The 17278-nt window shown below is 69.1% G+C and carries 16 protein-coding genes; 6 read left to right on the plus strand and 10 right to left on the minus strand.

What is annotated here, in order from left to right:
- Positions 1-639: 639 nt before the first annotated feature.
- The 7 genes from AC5WRT_RS26525 to AC5WRT_RS26555 form a co-directional block, all read right to left on the minus strand.
- Positions 640-1716 (minus strand): sensor histidine kinase, encoded by a 1077-nt coding sequence (locus AC5WRT_RS26525; RefSeq protein ID WP_496093784.1) that lies wholly within the window; start codon positions 1714-1716, stop codon positions 640-642.
- Positions 1713-2351: a response regulator gene (locus AC5WRT_RS26530; protein ID WP_496093783.1), complete on the minus strand. Its 639-nt coding sequence runs from the start codon at positions 2349-2351 to the stop codon at positions 1713-1715. Before AC5WRT_RS26530 ends, AC5WRT_RS26525 begins: the two co-directional genes overlap by 4 nt.
- A 602-nt stretch (positions 2352-2953) precedes the next feature.
- On the minus strand, positions 2954-3295 hold the full coding sequence (locus tag AC5WRT_RS26535; protein WP_496093782.1) for a sec-independent translocase: 342 nt from the start codon (positions 3293-3295) through the stop codon (positions 2954-2956).
- Between the two features lie 190 nt (positions 3296-3485).
- Positions 3486-4379: a twin-arginine translocase subunit TatC gene (tatC, locus tag AC5WRT_RS26540; protein WP_496093781.1), complete on the minus strand. Its 894-nt coding sequence runs from the start codon at positions 4377-4379 to the stop codon at positions 3486-3488.
- 118 nt (positions 4380-4497) lie between these two features.
- The gene (gene tatA / locus AC5WRT_RS26545; protein WP_496093780.1) at positions 4498-4749 is read right to left on the minus strand and encodes a Sec-independent protein translocase subunit TatA; all 252 of its coding nucleotides are present in this window, start codon (positions 4747-4749) and stop codon (positions 4498-4500) included.
- A gap of 97 nt (positions 4750-4846) precedes the next feature.
- Entirely contained in the window at positions 4847-6031 is a 1185-nt protein-coding gene (locus AC5WRT_RS26550; protein WP_496093779.1) for an alpha/beta fold hydrolase, read from the minus strand.
- A 544-nt stretch (positions 6032-6575) separates the two neighbouring features.
- Positions 6576-7427: an SDR family NAD(P)-dependent oxidoreductase gene (locus tag AC5WRT_RS26555; protein ID WP_496093778.1), complete on the minus strand. Its 852-nt coding sequence runs from the start codon at positions 7425-7427 to the stop codon at positions 6576-6578.
- A 35-nt stretch (positions 7428-7462) separates the two neighbouring features.
- Between AC5WRT_RS26555 and AC5WRT_RS26560 the strand changes: the two genes are divergently transcribed.
- Complete coding sequence (locus AC5WRT_RS26560; RefSeq protein WP_496093792.1) at positions 7463-7666, plus strand: hypothetical protein; 204 nt, start codon at positions 7463-7465, stop codon at positions 7664-7666.
- Positions 7667-8155: 489 nt separating this feature from the next.
- Positions 8156-9511: an MFS transporter gene (locus tag AC5WRT_RS26565; RefSeq protein ID WP_496093791.1), complete on the plus strand. Its 1356-nt coding sequence runs from the start codon at positions 8156-8158 to the stop codon at positions 9509-9511.
- 379 nt (positions 9512-9890) lie between these two features.
- On the opposite strand, the gene AC5WRT_RS26570 is transcribed toward AC5WRT_RS26565, so the two are convergent.
- Both AC5WRT_RS26570 and AC5WRT_RS26575 read right to left on the minus strand, forming a co-directional pair.
- Positions 9891-10166, minus strand: coding sequence for an SH3 domain-containing protein (locus tag AC5WRT_RS26570; protein ID WP_496093777.1), 276 nt, complete (start codon positions 10164-10166; stop codon positions 9891-9893).
- Positions 10167-11146: 980 nt separating this feature from the next.
- Positions 11147-11725, minus strand: a complete 579-nt coding sequence (locus tag AC5WRT_RS26575; RefSeq protein WP_496093776.1) for a TetR/AcrR family transcriptional regulator — start codon at positions 11723-11725, stop codon at positions 11147-11149.
- 88 nt (positions 11726-11813) lie between these two features.
- Here AC5WRT_RS26575 and AC5WRT_RS26580 point away from each other — a divergent pair, with 88 nt between their 5' ends.
- The 4 genes from AC5WRT_RS26580 to AC5WRT_RS26595 all read left to right on the plus strand — a co-directional run bounded on the left by AC5WRT_RS26580 (position 11814) and on the right by AC5WRT_RS26595 (position 16218).
- Entirely contained in the window at positions 11814-12695 is an 882-nt protein-coding gene (locus AC5WRT_RS26580) for an SDR family oxidoreductase (protein WP_496093775.1), read from the plus strand.
- 187 nt (positions 12696-12882) lie between these two features.
- Positions 12883-13734: a sensor histidine kinase gene (locus tag AC5WRT_RS26585; protein ID WP_496100662.1), complete on the plus strand. Its 852-nt coding sequence runs from the start codon at positions 12883-12885 to the stop codon at positions 13732-13734.
- 156 nt (positions 13735-13890) lie between these two features.
- Positions 13891-14328 carry an STAS domain-containing protein gene (locus AC5WRT_RS26590; RefSeq protein ID WP_496093772.1) on the plus strand — a complete coding sequence of 146 codons (438 nt, stop codon included), beginning with the start codon at positions 13891-13893 and terminating at the stop codon, positions 14326-14328.
- A 45-nt stretch (positions 14329-14373) separates the two neighbouring features.
- The gene (locus AC5WRT_RS26595) at positions 14374-16218 is read left to right on the plus strand and encodes a glycoside hydrolase family 15 protein (RefSeq protein ID WP_496093771.1); all 1845 of its coding nucleotides are present in this window, start codon (positions 14374-14376) and stop codon (positions 16216-16218) included.
- On the opposite strand, the gene AC5WRT_RS26600 is transcribed toward AC5WRT_RS26595, so the two are convergent.
- On the minus strand, positions 16212-17276 hold the full coding sequence (locus AC5WRT_RS26600; protein ID WP_496100663.1) for an alpha/beta hydrolase: 1065 nt from the start codon (positions 17274-17276) through the stop codon (positions 16212-16214). The genes AC5WRT_RS26595 and AC5WRT_RS26600 overlap by 7 nt on opposite strands.
- Between the last annotated feature and the right edge of the window lie 2 nt (positions 17277-17278).

Consider the following 17278-nt stretch of genomic DNA (forward strand, 5'->3'; position numbering starts at 1 on the left):
CGCCGAGTGGTGTAGCCGATCAAGCTGACGGAATCCCCAGGTCGCGGCCCGAATCGCCCCCGCCGGAGGCCCTGTTGAGGCTCGCCGGGCCTGACCAGTGGTGATCGCACGACGGCTTGCAAAGGCACGTACCGGCCGACTCCGAAGCGGAGGCGGCGGACCGTGATCGGCTACACCACGACGGGGACACGGCCCCGGGGGCCGGATGCACGCATTGAAGCCGGGAGCGCCGATACCGGCCCGGCCCGAGGAGGTGCACGTCTGCGCCTGCCACGGGCGCCTGTGGCGATCGCCCACAGCCATCGTTCGCGGAGCCGGGCCGCGGTGTCTGCGTCCGGGGCCTCCACGATCGACGTCAGCAGCGGCTCGGTGTCGGAGCACTACCGGCTGCTGCCCGTGCCGCCCCCGCTCCTGCCCGAGCGCCGCATGCTCACCCGCGACCGCGAGCACCCGGTCGGAAGCAACGGCGGACGGAAGAGCGGCTCCTCGCCCGCGCGCGGGCCTGCCACCCCGCAGGTGCTCCACCTGTCCGCGACGCCGGACCGCGACATGTTCCGACCTCTTACGCCACTGTCCGACCGCAACGACAGCCTGCCACCTCGGGCCCCAGTACCTGCGCGCCTTCCCGGGCCGCCACGGCTACTCCGACCACACCGCGCCGGAGATCCTGGCCGGGCCTGGCCGGACCCCGTTCCCACGGCGGGGGATTCTGAGGGTGACGCAGGTGCCCTCGCCGGGGACCGAGCGGACGCGAAGCTGCCCCTCCACCAGCTGGGCGCGCTCGCGCATGGCCGGCAGCCCGGTGCCCGTGGAGACCATCGTGCGGAGCTCGGGGTGGTCGACCGACGTGGAAGGCAGCCGCGCAAACCCTCGGCCGTCGTCGCTGACCCTCACACTGATCGCATCGTCGTCACCGTCGAGTTCCACGAGGATCAGGGAGGCCTGCGCATGCTTGACCGCGTTGCTCACGGCTTCTTGCACGATGCGGTAGATGTGCGCCTGCGCCTCCGACGACAGTTTGTCGTCGCACCCGTCCCATCCGGCTGCGACGCGCAGTTCGGCGTCCAGCCCGAAGGTCGCCTTGGTGCGCTGGCACAGCGTCTCAAGAGCGGGCGCGAGTCCGAGCTGGTCGAGGGCGAAGGGGCGCAGCTCCACGATCAGGTGCCGCAGTGACGTGATCTGGTTCGTGATGAGGCTCCGCGCCTGATTGATGGCCTCCTGCATTGCGGCAGGTTCGCCGGTGCCGGCCGCGGTGGACAGGATGACCTGAACAGCGCCCAGTTCTTGCAGGGTCTCATCGTGCAGCTCACGGGCCCAGCGGCGACGTTCTCGTTCTTCGCCGTCACTGCGGGCCTGGGCTCTGCCCAGCTCGAGCCCGCGGCGCCGCTGGAACGCACTGCGGCCCAGTATGGCGGCGCAGGCGATCAGCAGGACGGGCACGATGTCCAGGCCGTTGAACAGTGGCTCTTTCGTCATACGGACCAGTTGCGACACGGCGAGTATGAGCGAGAGCCCGCTCAGGCCCGCCAGCCACGCCCGTCGGACGGCGGTGCTCAGGGCGGCCGCGACGAGGAAGACGACCGCAGAGCCGAGGGAGAGCCTCATCTCCCAGCGGGGCTGCTGCTGGACGACCTCGATCGCGAAGGCGACGACCAGCAGCGCGGCACCGGTGGCCTCCATGACGGGGCCGGCCTGGAGTCGTCGTGCGCCTTTCATCCGAGCAGCCCGCGCTCTCGCGCCGCGGCGATCAGTTCCGCCCGGGTCTCGGTCCCGAGCTTGTCCCGGATCCTGGCGCGATGGGTCTCCACCGTGCGTACGGACACGTGGAGACGTCGCGCGATCTCCAGGTTGGTGTGTCCTGCGGCGAGCAGCGAGAGAATCTCGAGCTCGCGCGCCGTCAACACGGCATCCGCACCAGTACCGGGGCTGCCGAGGTCTGCGGTGGCCAGCCGGGCACCCATGGCTGGCTGGAGATACGTGCCTCCCTTCACGACCTGGTGGGCCGCGCCGACCAGTTCCTCCGCCGCCGCTTCCTTGAGCAGATACCCGGCCGCCCCGATCCGCAGTGCCGCGCGGGCGAACGCAGGATCCTCCTGCATCGTGAGGATCAGGATCCGGGTGCCGGGTGACGCCGTGATCAGGTCGGGAATCGACGGCAGGCTGGACTGGCCGGCCATGGTCAGGTCCAGGACGAGCACCGCCGGCTGGTGCTTCTGCACGGCCTGGAGGGTATCCGGGACCGTCGAGGTCTCGGCGACGATCTCGAAGGATGCGTCCTGGGACAACAGCACGCGCATGCCGGTACGGACCACGGGGTGGTCGTCCGCGATCACCACGCTCAGGCGTGACACGAGGTCCCCCCTTCGGCGGGGTCGGCGTTCATGGAAGCAACGGTACGACGTGAAGCCCGCCAGTCCGGCACTCGGGGAGCCCGAGGGGATCTCGACCCCGGGCTCCCACAGATCCGCACCGGCGCGGACGGGCGGCCGGTCTTTGCGTAGTCGAGCGGGTGGTCGGGTTCCACGTCGACGCCGGCGACCTGACATCCTCATCGCTCTCCGACCCGAAGGGGCGTGACATCTAGGGTGTGTTTCGAAAGTGGCGTCGTCCGCCCGGAGGGCGGGGTCCGCGGCGTCTGGTGCGGTGTATCGCAAGGCGGAGGGTCGTCCTCGTACCGGGCGTACGTGGACGATCCCCGACAACGCGGCGAGGTGCCGTGCCAGGCGTCGCGGACCAGACGGGACTTTCGATACACGCCCTAGTGCCGCGGCAGGCAACGTTTTCCCGTCAAGGAGCGGCGTCCGGTGCGTGCTCTCGGCGTGCCGGGTGCATGCCCTCGTACTGGATCTTGGGTTTGTGCCCGGTGCGGCGAGTGGGGGCACCTCCCACGCCCTTGAGGCAGTGGGGGAGCGTGCCGGGCGTCGCGAAGGGGCGAACGTTGCCTGTTGCGGCACTAGCGATGATCCTTTGCCCGGGCCCAGCGACTCGGCGTCGGCGCCTCCAGTGTGACGTCGTCCCGAAGCTGCTTGACTTCTGTCACGCCGAGTTCATCGCTGTGCCTGTCCAGTTGTGCGCGGACGAAGGCCTTGGGGTTCAGGTCCTGAAACTCGATGTCCTGGAACTCGGGGCCCAGCTCCTTGCGGATTTCATGCTTGGCACTGTCGGTCATCTCCCGCAACTTGCGGATGAATGCCCCGGCCTCGCTCATCATCTTCGGCAGCTTGTCTGGACCGAAAATCATCAATCCGAGAACTATGAGTGAAACAATCTCGAGCGGACCGATGTCGAATATCACTCTACTACTCCTCGAGAAATCGCCCGTCCAGGATATGTGGAAGCTCGCGCAGAGCAGGCAGCCGTGCCTTGAAAGATGGGGATCCCGTGTCTCTGAGACGTGTCGGCAGCCGAGCGAACCGGTGTGGCCGGCGCAGTGCTGCCACAGGAGGTTTCGCTTTCATCCCACTGGTCGCGGGCGGCCTGGCGGGTCATGCGATGTCGTCCGGGTGGGCAGCGGTGGGTTGCGCGGATACGAGACGGGAGACGTCAACCGGTTCGGGAAGGTCCAGGACGGAGGGGGTGAGGTCGGGTGCGGATGCCTGGTGGTCGTCGAGTTGGCCGTCGGGGCTCTCGGCGAGGCGCCGTTTCTCCGCGTGGTCGTGGAGAGTGGCGACGGTGAGGGCGAGGAAGTAGAGCAGGCACATGGGGGCAGCCAGGACGGTCATGGTGAGCGGGTCGCCGGTGGGTGTGGCGACCGCAGCGAAGACGAAGATCAGGAAGACTGTCTGACGCCACCAGCTGCGCAGTCTGTCGGCACTGACGATGCCGAGGTAGTTCAGCAGCACCAGCAGCAGGGGCATTTCGAAGGAGAGACCGAAGACCAGCACCATGCGGAGGAAGAAGCCGAGGAACTCGTCTCCCGGCAGCGACAGGGAGAAGGATGAGGGGTTGAAGCTCGTCAGGACCTGCAGTGCCTTGGGGAAGATCTCGTAGGCGAGGTAGCTGCCGCCGAAGAAGAGGGGTACGGCGGCGAACGCGAAGCCGAGGGCGTACTTCTTCTCCCTCTTGTAGAGCCCCGGGGCGATGAAGGCCCAGAGTTGGTAGCTCCACCCGGGGCTGGCCAGGATGACGCCGGCGGTGAGCGCGACCTTGAAGCTGAGTGACAGCGGGGAGAGGATTCCCGTGTTGACCAGCAGGCCGTTGGGGCACTGGCTGGTCGGCTGACCCACTCCGTGGAGATGGGTGATGGCGCAGGCCGGCCCGGTGAGCTGGTGGAGCAGCCAGCCGTGGAGCAGCCAGCCGACGACGGTGGCGATCGCCAAGGCGAGCATCGAGGCCACGAGACGGTGGCGCAGTTCACGAAGGTGCTCGGTGAGCGGCATGACCCCCTTGCTGACCTTCTTGTGCCGCGCTGACGGGCGTGGTCCAGCCTGCTGAGTTTCGTTCACCATGGTGCTTCAGCCTCTGTGCGGTCGGCTCTGGGGTGGGCGAGTGGTGCGCTCAGGATCGGATGATCGACGTCGGCTCGGCGACGCGGTGGTCGGCGTCGGCCTCGGTGGGGCCGGCCGCGACGCTCGGCGGGACGCCGACGGCCGACACGGCCCCGTCCGTCTTCATCGCGCTGACTTCGGACTTGAAGATCCGCAGGGACTTGCCCAGCCCTCGCGCGGCGTCGGGGAGCCGCTTGGCTCCGAAGAGCAGCAGCACCACGGCCGCGATGATGATGATTTCCAGAGTGCGGTTCTCAAGCATTGATTCTCTCCGGTCCGGTTTGTTCGGGTGCGGTTCGGGCGCCGCCCGGCGGAGCGTCTGACCCGGTCCGCCGGGCGTATGCGCGAGCTGATGCCGATCAGAAGTGGTCGACGTCGATGACAGCCTGGGCGAAGTGGCGGGGTGCTTCCTGCGGCACGTTGTGGCCGACCTGGAAGGTTCGGTGGGCGTATTTGCCGGTGAACTTGCTGCGGTAGGCCGCGCCGTCGCCGGGAGGCGTGAAGGGGTCGTACTTGCCGTCGATGGTGATGGTGGGCACGGTGATGGCGGGCCTTGCGGCCAGCTGCTTTTCGATGCCGTCGTACTGGGGCTCGCCAGGGGCCAGACTCAGCCGCCAGCGGTAGTCGTGGAGCACGATGTCGACGTAGTCGGGATTCTCGAACGCGGTCGCGGTGCGCTCGAACGTGGCGTCGTCGAAGTCCCACGTCGGGGAGACGTTCGTCCAGATGAGCCTTGCGAAGTCGTTCCGGTTCTCCTCGAGCCCGAGCCGGCCCCTGTCGGTGGCGAAGTAGTACTGGTACCACCATGCCCACTCGGCCTTCGGCGGCAACGGCAGCTTGTTGGCCGGCAGGTTGGTGATCAGATAGCCGGAGACGGAGACCAGGGCCTTGCAGCGCTCCGGCCAGAGCGCCGCGATGACGTCGGCCGTCCGCGATCCCCAGTCGAAGCCGCCGACAACCGCCTTCTCGATCTTGAGGGCATCCATCAGGGCGATGATGTCGAGGGCGACCGCGGCCTGCTGGGCGTTGCGGAAGGTGGTGCTGGACAGGAAGCGCGTCGTGCCGTGGCCCCGCAGGTAGGGGACGATGACTCGATAGCCTTCGGCCGCCAGCAGGGGCGCCACCTCGACAAAGCTGTGGATGTCGTAGGGCCAGCCGTGCAGGAGGATCACGGCAGGTCCGTCGGCGGGGCCGGCCTCGGCGTAGCCGATGTTGAGCACGCCGGCGTCGATCTGCTTCAGCGGGCCGAAGGACGTGATCCTCTTCCCGGTCTTCCGCTGCGAATTCGGCAGACCCGCTGCCGCGGTCCTTGCGCTGTGGTCGTTCGTGACCGCCGCGGCGGATACCGTCGAGATCGTCGGCAGTGAAGCCGCTACCGCGCCTGTGGTGAGGAGCTTGGAAAACGTTCGCCTGTTGATGGCAATCACCTTTCCGTGGAAATTCAGTGCACGCGATGCGCGCTTGACAACCGGGGAGCGAAAGCTCCGGCGCATCGGCGGCGGGCCGTGTTCGGCCGACGCGATTACCGGGGCTCCGCCATCCATTCTGGGCCCCGGGCGATTACGGAGGAATCGGTGTTGTTCCGCAGGCCGCCTGCGGGTTCCCCGCAGTCCTCGCGACGGATGTCCGGGCCCGGCGGCAGTGAACCCTCTACGGCGGCCGGCCGCCCTGCCTTTTGGGTAGGCGAGTGCTCCAATTCCCACATGGTCGATTACCGCGGCGAACCGGACGACGGTAAACCGATGGCGCGGCGCACCCAACTCACCGAATTGCTGCCCAACCCTGGCGGATTTCGCTACCGCGTCGCAGAGTCCGCACCCCGCAAGGACGCGGCCTCGCAGACACGATCATCACCATCCGCAGCCTCGTCCGCCGCGCCTTGAGCATCCACCGCTGGGACACACGCCCACAACGCCAACCATGACCTGGCGCCTACCTGTGCGGCTCCTCAGTCAAGGTCAAAGACCGGCGGGGGCTCGCCGTCCGTTACGACAAGGCCCCGGACGGCCGCCTTGCCGGACTCCCCCTGCGTGGCGCTCGTCCGCCTCCGCCTCCGATACGCCGAATGATCCGGACCTGGAAGAGCCTCTATTCGCTGGGCCATCGTGCGCCGTCGCTGTCGACCTGGTCGTGGTCGGTGGAGATGCTCAGGTGCTGCCACCTCACGTCCTCGTCCAGGCGTCGGGCCCAGGCGGCGCGTCCGTAGGTGTAGGCGTCGGCGCCCAGCAGCAGGCGCAGCGGGGGCTCGTCGAGGCCGGCGACGGTGAGTACGACCTGGGCGACCTTGGCGGGGTCGCCGTTCGCCTCCTGGGAGAAGTTGCGCATCGCTTCTGCTGCCGCTCCCACGGTGGCCTGGTAGGGCTCGCTGACCGGTGGGATGTGCATGGAGGGTCCTGCCCAGTCGGTACGCATCCCGCCGGGTTCCAGGACGGTGACCTTGATGCCCAGGGGTGCGACTTCGGTGGCCAGGACCTCCGAGAAGCCGCCGACAGCCCACTTCGCGGACTGGTAGGCGGTCATGCCGGGGCTGCCGATGCGGCCGCCGAGGGAGGAGACCTGGATGATGTGGCCTCCACCTTGGCGGCGCAGGAGGGGCAGGGCGGCCCGGCTGAGGTACACGGTGCCGTAGAAGTTGGTGTCGATCTGGCGGCGGAAGGCCTCCAGAGTGGAGTCCTCCAAAGAGGCACGGTCGCCCTGGCCCGCGTTGTTCACCACGACGTCCAGACGCCCGAAGGCGTCAGAGGTCTCCGCGACAACGCGCTCGGCGGCGTCCGGGTCGGTCACGTCCAGGCGGTCGGTACGGATCTGGTCGCCGTGTTCGGCGACCAGATCATCCAGCGTGCGGGGGTCGCGGGCGGTGGCCATCACCCGGTGTCCGGCGGCCAGAGCCGCGGTGACGATCTCGCGGCCGAGGCCGCGGGAGGAACCGGTGGGCCGCATACGACGTCAAGTACCACAACACCGGCCGGAAGCGCATCAACCGTCCCATCGCCGGAGAGCTCGAACTCGACTACGAGATGATCGAGCTGTCGTTCGACCGAGGGTTGACAATCTTGACCTACTTCGCCGGGCCGGAGTCGCCGACCGCCGAGCGTCTGACACTGCTGGCAAGCTTGGCCGCGACATCCGGCCGGGAGAGCATCGAGCGAGCGAATCTGGCCACGCACGAGGACCGATGAGCAACGCGTCCGGTCTGCTCCTTCAGCCGGGCTGCTCGGCGAGCGACGACAAGTCGCTCGGCTACCACTCCCAGGGTGAAACGATCACGCTGTGCCTGGTGCGATCACGGTGTCGGGGCCGTCCTGGATCGCGCCCTTCACCGGGCTGACCTCGCGCTGATTCAGCACGTTGGACGCCTGGGTGCGATGCGAGCAAGCCGCAGATCGACAGCCCGGCCAGCCCCGAGTCTGCCGCCCCTCAATCGCCACGTTCTCTCTGCTGGCGTTTACGTGAATGTCAACGCGGCCCAGTAAGGAGAAGTTCCTGTACGCGATGTGATTCTTTCCCCGCCGTCCGTGCCTTCTCGACATGGTGATCGCGACTCCATACTCCCAGGTCGGCAGCAGGAATGAGCTGCGATGGCCTGTTACCGAGCCGGCCGGAGACTGTCCTTCACCAGGGCTTGCTCTTCCCCTGCTCGGTCCAGCTGAGGATGGCGGTCCGTGGATATGGAAAAAGCGAGGGGAAGCGGCGCCGGTCGCGCATCAGGCGGGCTGTCCGATGGGCGCCCTCCCCGGCGGGAGGCTTGGCTCGTCTCCCGCGGGATACTCCTGGAACCCGGCCCCAGGCGCACGCTGGCGAACGCGACCTTCATCAACCAGCTCGGCAGCGGCATGTTCATGCTCAGCTCCGCGCTCTTCTTCACTCGCGTCATCGAACTGCCAGTGGCGCAGGTCGGACTCGGCATGGGCACCGGCGCCCTGGTCGGTCTGCTCTCCGGCATTCCGGTCGGACGTCTGGCCGACCGGCACGGCCCTCGCGAGATCTATCTGCTGACTCTTTCCGTACAAGCCTTCGCGATGGCCGCGTTGGCGTTGGTCCACTCGTTCTGGCTGTTCGTGGTCGTGGTCTGCCTCACCGAATTAGCCAGTTCGGCCAGCACGGCAGCTCGCGCCCCGCTGATGCGCGGCCTCGCCGGCGAGAAGCCCACGAGGTTCCGAGCCTACATGCGTGCGGCCGTCAACCTTGCCGGGAGCATCGGGGCCCTGCTGGCCGGCCTCGTCATCCAACTGGACACACGCACGGCCTACATCTGCCTGGTGTTGGGCAACGCGTTGAGCTTCCTGGCCAGCGCGGTCGTCGTCAGACGTCTCCCCCACCTGCCGCCGATTCCAGTGCCCCCGGGAACCAGCCGACGCGCCGCGCTCAAGGACCTGCCCTATCTGGCATTCGCCGTGCTTGAGGCCACCATGTCACTGCAGGGCGACGTGCTGGTCTTCGCATTGCCGCTGTGGATCGTCGGGCATACCCATGCACCACGCTGGTTCGTCGGTACGGCCGCGCTGCTCAACACGTGCATGGTGGTGGCCTTGCAGGTCAGGGCGAGCCGTGGGATCGACACAAATGCAGCCGCCGCCCGTGCCTGGCGCCGCTCGGGGTGGGCGTTCCTGACCGGAATGACCCTCATCGGGCTGACGGCCGGCATGCCGGGGTGGACGGCCACGCTGGTCATCCTGCTCGGCACCGGCGTGCACACGATCGGCGAACTCTGGCAAACCGCCGCCTCGTTCGAGCTGCGCTACAGCCTCGCACCCGCGCACGTGCAGGGACAATACGCAGGAGTCACCAAGCTCGCCGATGGCCTGGCCGGCGCCGCGGCACCTTCCGTCCTGGGTCTTCTCTGCATCGAATGGGGTGAGCCTGGCTGGTGTCTGATGGGCGGGATCTTCGTCGTGGCCGGACTGGTGATCCCGCCCGTCGTCCGCTGGTCCGAGATCAGACAGGAGCGGGATCGAAACAAGAACGGTGACCAGGTCGAAGCCGATGGCGCCGGACCAGGTGGCTCGGATGCGCGGTGGCGGTGATCTGCTGAACACGGCGGAGCGGGACTGCATCGCGCTCTCGCCCTGGCACCCCATCACCCTGACCGACGGCCTGAGTCCCTGATCCATTGAGCCGGTGATCCATCGAGCCGAGGGAGTCTCATGCGGATCGCACTGGCGCATGGTGCGACGTCGCAGCGGATCGCGCTCGCACGGCATGTGCGCCGTTCACCGGCCTTTCTGCCCGTACCGGAAGCCACGCCGCTGACCCACCTGAACGGGAAGGCCACCGAGCCCGCTGACGCTCGCCAACCTGCGGGTGGTCGCCGAGGGCGCGTCCCGGTGGCCACCCGTGCCCCGCCGTCTCACCAGCCGCACGAGCGGTCGGCGCCATGCGGGAGACTGCCGACGTGCGGTACGTCTACAGTCGCTGGGCGAAACCGCACCCCGTGGCCACGTACGCGAGTTTTCCCTTGGTGTCGGCCACGCGCGTCCACTCGTTGTCGTGCAGTCCGCCGCTTCCGTCTGCGTAGTTGCACATGTAGGAGCCGCCCGTGACCGGCGAGCCGCAGTTGCTCCTCTGGTACCAGCACCAGGCGCCCTTGCTGCAATTCGAGAGATGGCCGACGATCTTTCCGCTGGTGCTCGCGGAACTGCGGATGTTGAGCGCGCAGTCGTTGCCGTGGTTCGGAGTCATGTACCAGTGCATGGTGGCCGGTCGCGCAGGTCCTGCGTCGTTCGCCGCAGCCGTGCTGACCAGCCCGAGGGTCGAGAGCGCGGCAGCGGAAGCCACGCAGGCGATCCACTGAACAAGGCTTCTGCGAACCATTGTTCCCCCATGTGTCTGGAATGTGGTTCTCGGGTGCGAAAGCTAGGCTTTCCGCTCACTGACGCGCCGTCAATGCGTTGATTCGGACGAGCGAAGGCCGTCCGGTTTTCGCCCGCCCACAAGAGGTACGCGTACTGGCCCGGTGGTTTTGTTGGCCTCTCGCCGGTTACTGACTCGAGGTCTGGCTTTGTTCACGGCTTCCGGCAGCGGGTGTGCACGGTCGTCCGTTGACAGCCAATCAGTCCGACGCGATGCGCCGACCTTCGCGGATCAACTTCGCTGTCAGCACGGTCGGACGGCGCACGGAGAGCGCAGTGTGAAACGAGGGAAGCGGCGCACACCCGACAGCGGAGGTGACGCAGCGGCATGAACGACGAGGCCTCACCGCCCCGTCGAGCGCTTGCCGGACAGCGGGTGATCCGTCACTGGTCGCGCATGTCCCCGCGGATCCGCCACGTAACCCGCGACCAGGCTCCAGTCGCGCGTCGTCATGCCCCCGCTCGGCACCACCTTGCCGCAGCCACCCGACGCCCTCCTCGACGTCATCACAGGACGCGCCCATCGCATACACGGCCTGGAGGTGCCCGGCGTCACATTCACCGGCCTCAGCGGCACTCCGGAACCGCCGTTGAGCCTCCTCGGGATCGCAGTGTTCGAAGAACGGCCCAGACCCGACATCGCCCCAGTCACCGGACTCGGCGGCCTGTTCCAGAACAGGATCCGGCCTCTGCCTCTCCCAAGAACCGCGATCGAACGCCACGAGCGCGCAGCCGTTCACACACGTGTCGTCGCCGGATGAGCGCACGGCGCCGAGGGGGCCCGGCCGGTGCACAGCTGGGCGGCATCGATCAGCCCAGCGACGCAGTGGCCGCGCGCAGGTCGTCCAGGGCTGCCAGTGCATGTGGCGCCAGCCCTGCTGGGTCCTCGCGATCGCTTTCGCACCACTGGGCGTAGCCCCGCTTGAACGCGAGGACCCCCAGCTCGCCCGCGAGATGCGCAGTCGGTTCGGGGACACCGCGTGCGATGAGCGCGGCTGTCATGGCGGCCGCGAGACCGACGCTCTTGAGGGCGTCGCGCTCCTGAAGTTCGGTGCTGGCCGCCACGGCTGCTTCGAGGCGGGGGCCGATTTCGCGATTCGTCGGCCCCATGGCGCTCGATGCGCGCTCGAGACCGGCCGCCACCGCCTCGAGCGGGCTGGCACCCGCCGGCGCCTCGGCGATGCCCTCGGCGAGCAGCCTGCTGAGCGTCTCCTGCCCGGCGACCAGCACCTCGCGCTTGTCGGAGAAGTACCGGAAGAAGGTGCTCTTGGTGACGCCGGCGCGCTCGGCGATCTGCGCCACCGTGGTGGCGTCGTACCCCTGCTCGGTGAACAGGTCGACCGCCGCAACGACGAGTCGCTGGGGTGCCCCTGGTTCCCATCTGGCCATGGCAACAGGATAAGTGATGGGACACCTGTCCCGTCACCGTGTATGGTCAGTGATGGGACAAGAGTCCCATCACTTTCAGGGAGAGCTCATGCACGTCTTCATCACCGGCGGTACCGGCACCATCGGCTCCGCCGTCGTCACCGAGCTGCTCGGCAACGGCCACACCGTTCTCGCACTGGCTCGCTCGGACGGCTCCGCGCAGGCCCTTGAGAGCGCTGGTGCCAAGGTGCTGCGAGGAGAACTGACGGACCTCGACGTCCTGCGGTCCGGCGCTGCGCACTGCGACGGCGTGATCAGCCTGGCGTTCGGACGCGACTACAGCAGTCCGGATGCGCTCGCGCAGGCCATCGCCGAGGAGAGCGCCGCTCTCACCGCGCTGGGGCAGGAACTCATCGGAAGCGATCGCCCGATCGTCACGGTCTCGGGTACGCCCTGGGTGCCTGGACGCACCTCCACCGAGGCCGATCCGCTGCCGACCGACGGACCGGTGGGCGGTCGGGGCCGTTCGGTCACAGCGCTGCTGGACCTCGCCTCGCGTGGTCTGCGCAGTATGGCTGTCAGGATGCCGCGCACGGTCCACGACGAGGGCCGGGGCGGATTCGCCGGCCTGTTGGTCGATGCAGCGCGCCGTACCGGGGTGTCCGGTTACCCGGGCGATGGCACCCAACGCTGGCCGGCCGTGCACGCGCTCGACGCGGCGGTCCTGTTCCGCCTGGTCCTCGAGTCGGCACCGGCCGGGACGTCCTGGCACGCCGTCGCCGACGAAGGCGACACGGTGCGCGACATCGCGACGGTCATCGGCCGGCGGCTGGGCCTGCCGGTCAAGGAGGTTCCGCAGGAGGCCTTCGGCCCGTTCGGTCCGATCTTCGCCATGGACCAGCCGGCGTCCAGCGCCCACACCCGCAATGCCCTCGGGTGGCAGCCGACGCACTCCAGCCTCCTTGAGGACCTGGAGAACATTCAGCCCTGACGCACGCCCGTCGCCTTCTGCGTTCACCGGCTCGTGCACGGGTTTCGCGGGTCAGACGCGATCATGCGTTCTGCTTGCCGACGACGGGGGCAGGACGACGAATCGGTGAGACGCGGGCGCCCGAAGATGTCGCGGGCGGCCCGCACGACTGCGCGAGTCCCGCCACGCCGCCGAAGCCCTGCTGGTCGTGTCTTTGGCTGCGGCCGCCACGGCCGTGCTCGTGCTGTCCCGGCCGGTCGGGGGCGCCGCCGTCTCCCTCGGCCTTGCGGTGGCCGGGGCCGGTGTCCCGACGGTGGCCGGGTGGGTGCTGGGGTGCCGGGTGCGGTCACGCCGGGCCCTCATGGCGCGCACGCTCGACGAAGCGGCGGCGGAGCAGGAACAGCAGGTGCGGACACGAGCCGCACTGCTGCAGGAGCGCGCTCGGATCGCCCGCGAACTGCACGACGTCGTGGCCCACGACATCAGCCTGATCGTCGTCCAGGCCGCCGCCGCGGACCGGGTCCGGGAGCGGGACCCCGACAGGATCCACGAACTGCACGCCACCATCGAGGAAACCGGCCGGGCCACCGTCGTCGAGCTGCGCCGACTCCTCGAGGTGCTCCGCACGGAGGAGGAGAGCGAGGCGACGAGGGCCCAGGGACCCGGCGTCGCGGACATCCCGTGCCTTCCGGACGCCGTGCGAGCAGCCGGACTGCACGTCTGGTCGTCATCGGCCGGCATCCCCCGGCCGGTACCGGCCGGAACCGGTCTCACGGCCTACCGGATCGTGCAGGAAGCCCTGACCAACAGCCTGAAGCACGCCGGGCTCACCCACGCGGCGGTCCTCCTGGACCGGCGGGACGACCGGCTGACCGTGACGGTGCGCGACGACGGACCCCCCGACGGTGCGGAGCGGCCCGCACTGCCGCCCGGTGGTGGACACGGCCTGGTCGGGACGCGCGAGCGCGTCGCCACAGTGGGCGGCTCCCTGTACACCGGTCCGCGTCGCGAAGGCGGCTACCTCGTCCGGGCCGTGCTGCCCCTGTGCACTCCGCGGTGACGAGACCCCAGGACCGAGGCGCCGACCTCACATCATTCTCAGGAGCGAGGCGGTCAATCCGCGTCACGGCCGATGCCCGGTGGCCGGGACCGGCGAAAGCTGGGACAGGTGGACGGCCCACACACACAGAACGCTGCAGACAACGAGAGGACACACATGAACGGCACCACGACGCACCCGCTGCCCGACCCGTCCGCGGTGATCCCGCCCTCCTCACACCCGTGCCGCCGGAAGTCGTCGCCGGCCGTGGTCCAAGGCTCGGAACACCTTCGGATCAGCCTGCCCCGCGTCTGCGATGGTGTCCTCGTCCGGCTCGAGGGCGAACCGGACATCGCCGGGGCTCCGGCCCTGACGGCCGTGCTGACCCGGTGTGTCGAGCGGACCGGCGGCATCGCGGTGGACACGGCCCGCCTCCCCTTCATCGACGCGGCTGTGGTCCGCCCGCTGGCGGACGCGCAGGCGGCGTGCCGTCGGCGGGGACGCGACTTCCGCCTGGCCTCGGCCAGTACCGCAGTGTGCCGAGTCGTCACTCTGACCGGACTGGCAGGCCGACTGCTCGGCACCGTGGATGCCCACGCCCCCCGCGCGCACTAGCCTGGAATGACCTCTCGGGGACCGCCGGCGGAAGGATTCGTCGCCATGCGTCGCTATCCCCCCATCGCGGAACATGGGATCATCGGCGACCTGCAGACCGCTGCACTGGTGACGTCCAGCGGCGTCGTGGACTGGTGGTGCTCGCCGCGCTTCGACTCCCCCAGCCTTTTCGCCTCGCTGCTCGACCACGAACGCGGCGGATTCTTCGAACTCACCGCCACAGGGCGCAGCGCCGTTCACTGCCAGCTCTACCTGCCCGACACTGCGGTACTGGTGACCCGCTTTCTCACCCCACGCGGTGCCGGCGAAGTCGTCGACTTCATGCCGGTGGAACGCCCCCAGCTGGCCACCGGTACCCACCGATTGGTGCGGCTCGTGCGCGTCGTACGCGGCGAGGTGCGCTTCACGCTGCGCTGCAGCCCCCGGTTCGACTACGGGCGGGCCTTTCCGCGCACCGCCCTGGACCACGGCACGGCCCACTTCCAGGGGCCGGGAACCGACCTCCACCTCCAGGTCACCGAACCGTTCGAGTTGCGCGGGGACGGTTGCGACGTACGGGCCGAAGCCGTCCTGCGCAGCGGCGAGACGGCTGCCGCGCTGCTCACGGCCTGCGCTGCGCACACCCGCCCGCCGGCCCCGCTCACGCTCGAAGATGCGTGCGCCGAGCTGGCGAAGACCTCGTCCTTCTGGCACACGTGGCTGCGGACCTGCGGCAACCGAGAGCCACGGCAGAGCGTGGTGAACCGCTCGGCAATCACGCTCAAGCTTCTGACCTACGCGCCCACCGGGGGCATGGTGGCCGCCGTAACCACGGGCCTGCCCGAACTGATCGGCGGGGAACGCAACTGGGACTACCGCTACACCTGGCTCCGGGACACCGCACTGTCGGTGGGAGCACTGCTGGACCTGGGGTTCGTCGAGGAGGCCGAAGCCTTCCGCCGCTGGCTGGGCGACCGGGTCACGGAGGCGAAGACTGTCTCCGGCGAACCCTTGCAGGCGATGTACCGGGTGGACGGCGACCCGGACCTGCCCGAGGAGATCCTGGAACACCTGGAGGGCTACCACGGCTCGCGGCCGGTACGGATCGGCAACGGCGCGGCCGACCAGCTCCAACTGGACATCTACGGTGAGGTGCTGGACGCCCTGGCGCGCTCGCACCGCATGGTCGGACTCGGCAGCTACGAAGGGTGGCGCAACCTGGCCGGCCTGCTGGACTGGCTGACGGACGCCTGGGACCGCCCCGACGAGGGCGTGTGGGAGACGCGCGGCGGCCGCCGGGACTTCACCTTCAGCAGGCTCATGTGCTGGGTCGCCTTCGAACGCGGCGTCAAGCTGGCCACACGATACGCCCGCCCCGCCGACCTGGCGCGGTGGACCACGGCCCGTGACACCGTCTTCCACCAGTTGATGCGGCACGGGTGGAACGCCCGGCGCGGGGCGTTCGTGCAGTACTACGGCACCGAGGCACTCGATGCCTCGCTCCTGCTGATGCCCGCGGTGGGCTTCCTCGCGCCCGACGACCCGCAGTGGACCGGCACGCTGGACGCCATCCAGCGGGACCTCGTCTCCGACTGCCTGGTCCACCGCTACGACCCGGAAGCCTCTCCCGACGGACTGCGCGGCAGCGAGGGCACTTTCAACTTCTGCAGCTTCCTGTACGCGGCGGCGCTGGCCCGCAGTGAGAGGCTGGAGCAGGCCCACTACGCGTTCGACAAGATGCTTCTGTACGCCAACCCGGTGGGCCTGTACGCGGAGGAGATCGGACTGACGGGAGCACAACTCGGCAACTTCCCCCAGGCGTTCACACATGTCGCGCTGATCCACGCGGCCAACGTGCTGAGCGAGGAACGGCACGGGGCCGAGCGGTTCGGTCGCGCACAGCCCTACTGACGGCAGTCAGCTGCCGGCGTCGAAGGCCTGCCGCAGCGTCCGGCCGACCTGTCGGCCGCCGCCCGGGTGACGGGGCTGGCGGCGAGCGGGTTCTGCGCGGTGGACGAGAGGATCGCCCCCAGGTAGCGCACCGCCACGACCGGCACCCCTGCGTCGAGGAGCAGAAGCGCGTACGCCTCGCCCGCGTCCCGCAGCACGTCCGCCTCGGCCGTGACCACCAACGCGGGCGGCAGTCCGGCCAGTTCGTCGCTCGTGGCACGCAACGGGGAGGCGGTGGACTCACCTCGGACAGCGGTGTCCGAGGCATAGTGGTCCCGGAACCACACCATCTGGGAGCGGGTGAGGAAGGGGCCCTCGGCGAACTCGCAGTAGGAGGGCGTGTCGAGTCCGGCGTCCAGCGCCGGATACAGGAGCACCTGGTGGACCAGCCGGGGACCGCCGCGCCGATTTGCCAGCAGCGCGGTGACCGCGGCCGGATTGCCTCCCGCGCTGTCGCCCGCGACCGCGAGACGCGCGCCGTCCAGCCCGATGTCCGACCCGTGCTCGGCGATCCAGGCGGTGGCAGCGTAGGCCTCCTCGACGGCCCTCGGACAGCGGGCCTCCGGGGACCGGCTGCACTCCACGAAGACCACGGCCGCGCCGGCCGCGTGGGCCAGGTCGCGGGTGGCGCGGTCGTAGGTGTTCCCCTCGCCCAGAACCCAGCCACCCCCGTGGAAGTACATCACCGCGGGAAGCATGCCGGCAGCCGACTCCGGCCGGACGACCCGCACCAGCACCTCCCCGCCGGGCCCGGACGGAAGCCTCCGCTCGTCGATCTCCACGGGCGGCATCGGCACGTCCCCGGCCAGCTGACCCGCCAGGTCACCGGCCCGGGCCTCCTGTGGGGTCTGGCGCTCCAGGGGCGGCGCGCCCTGGGCCTCCAGGTCGGCCAGGAAACGTTGGGCGAAGGGATCAAGACGAAGGTGTGAGCTGCTCAAGGCGATCTCCTCTGGTTCATGGGGCAGGGGCCCGGACGGAGCGGGGGTGCCGTCGACAGCGACCAGAATGCGTTCGAACATGA

It is taken from the genome of Streptomyces sp. NTD91 (genome assembly GCF_059510455.1).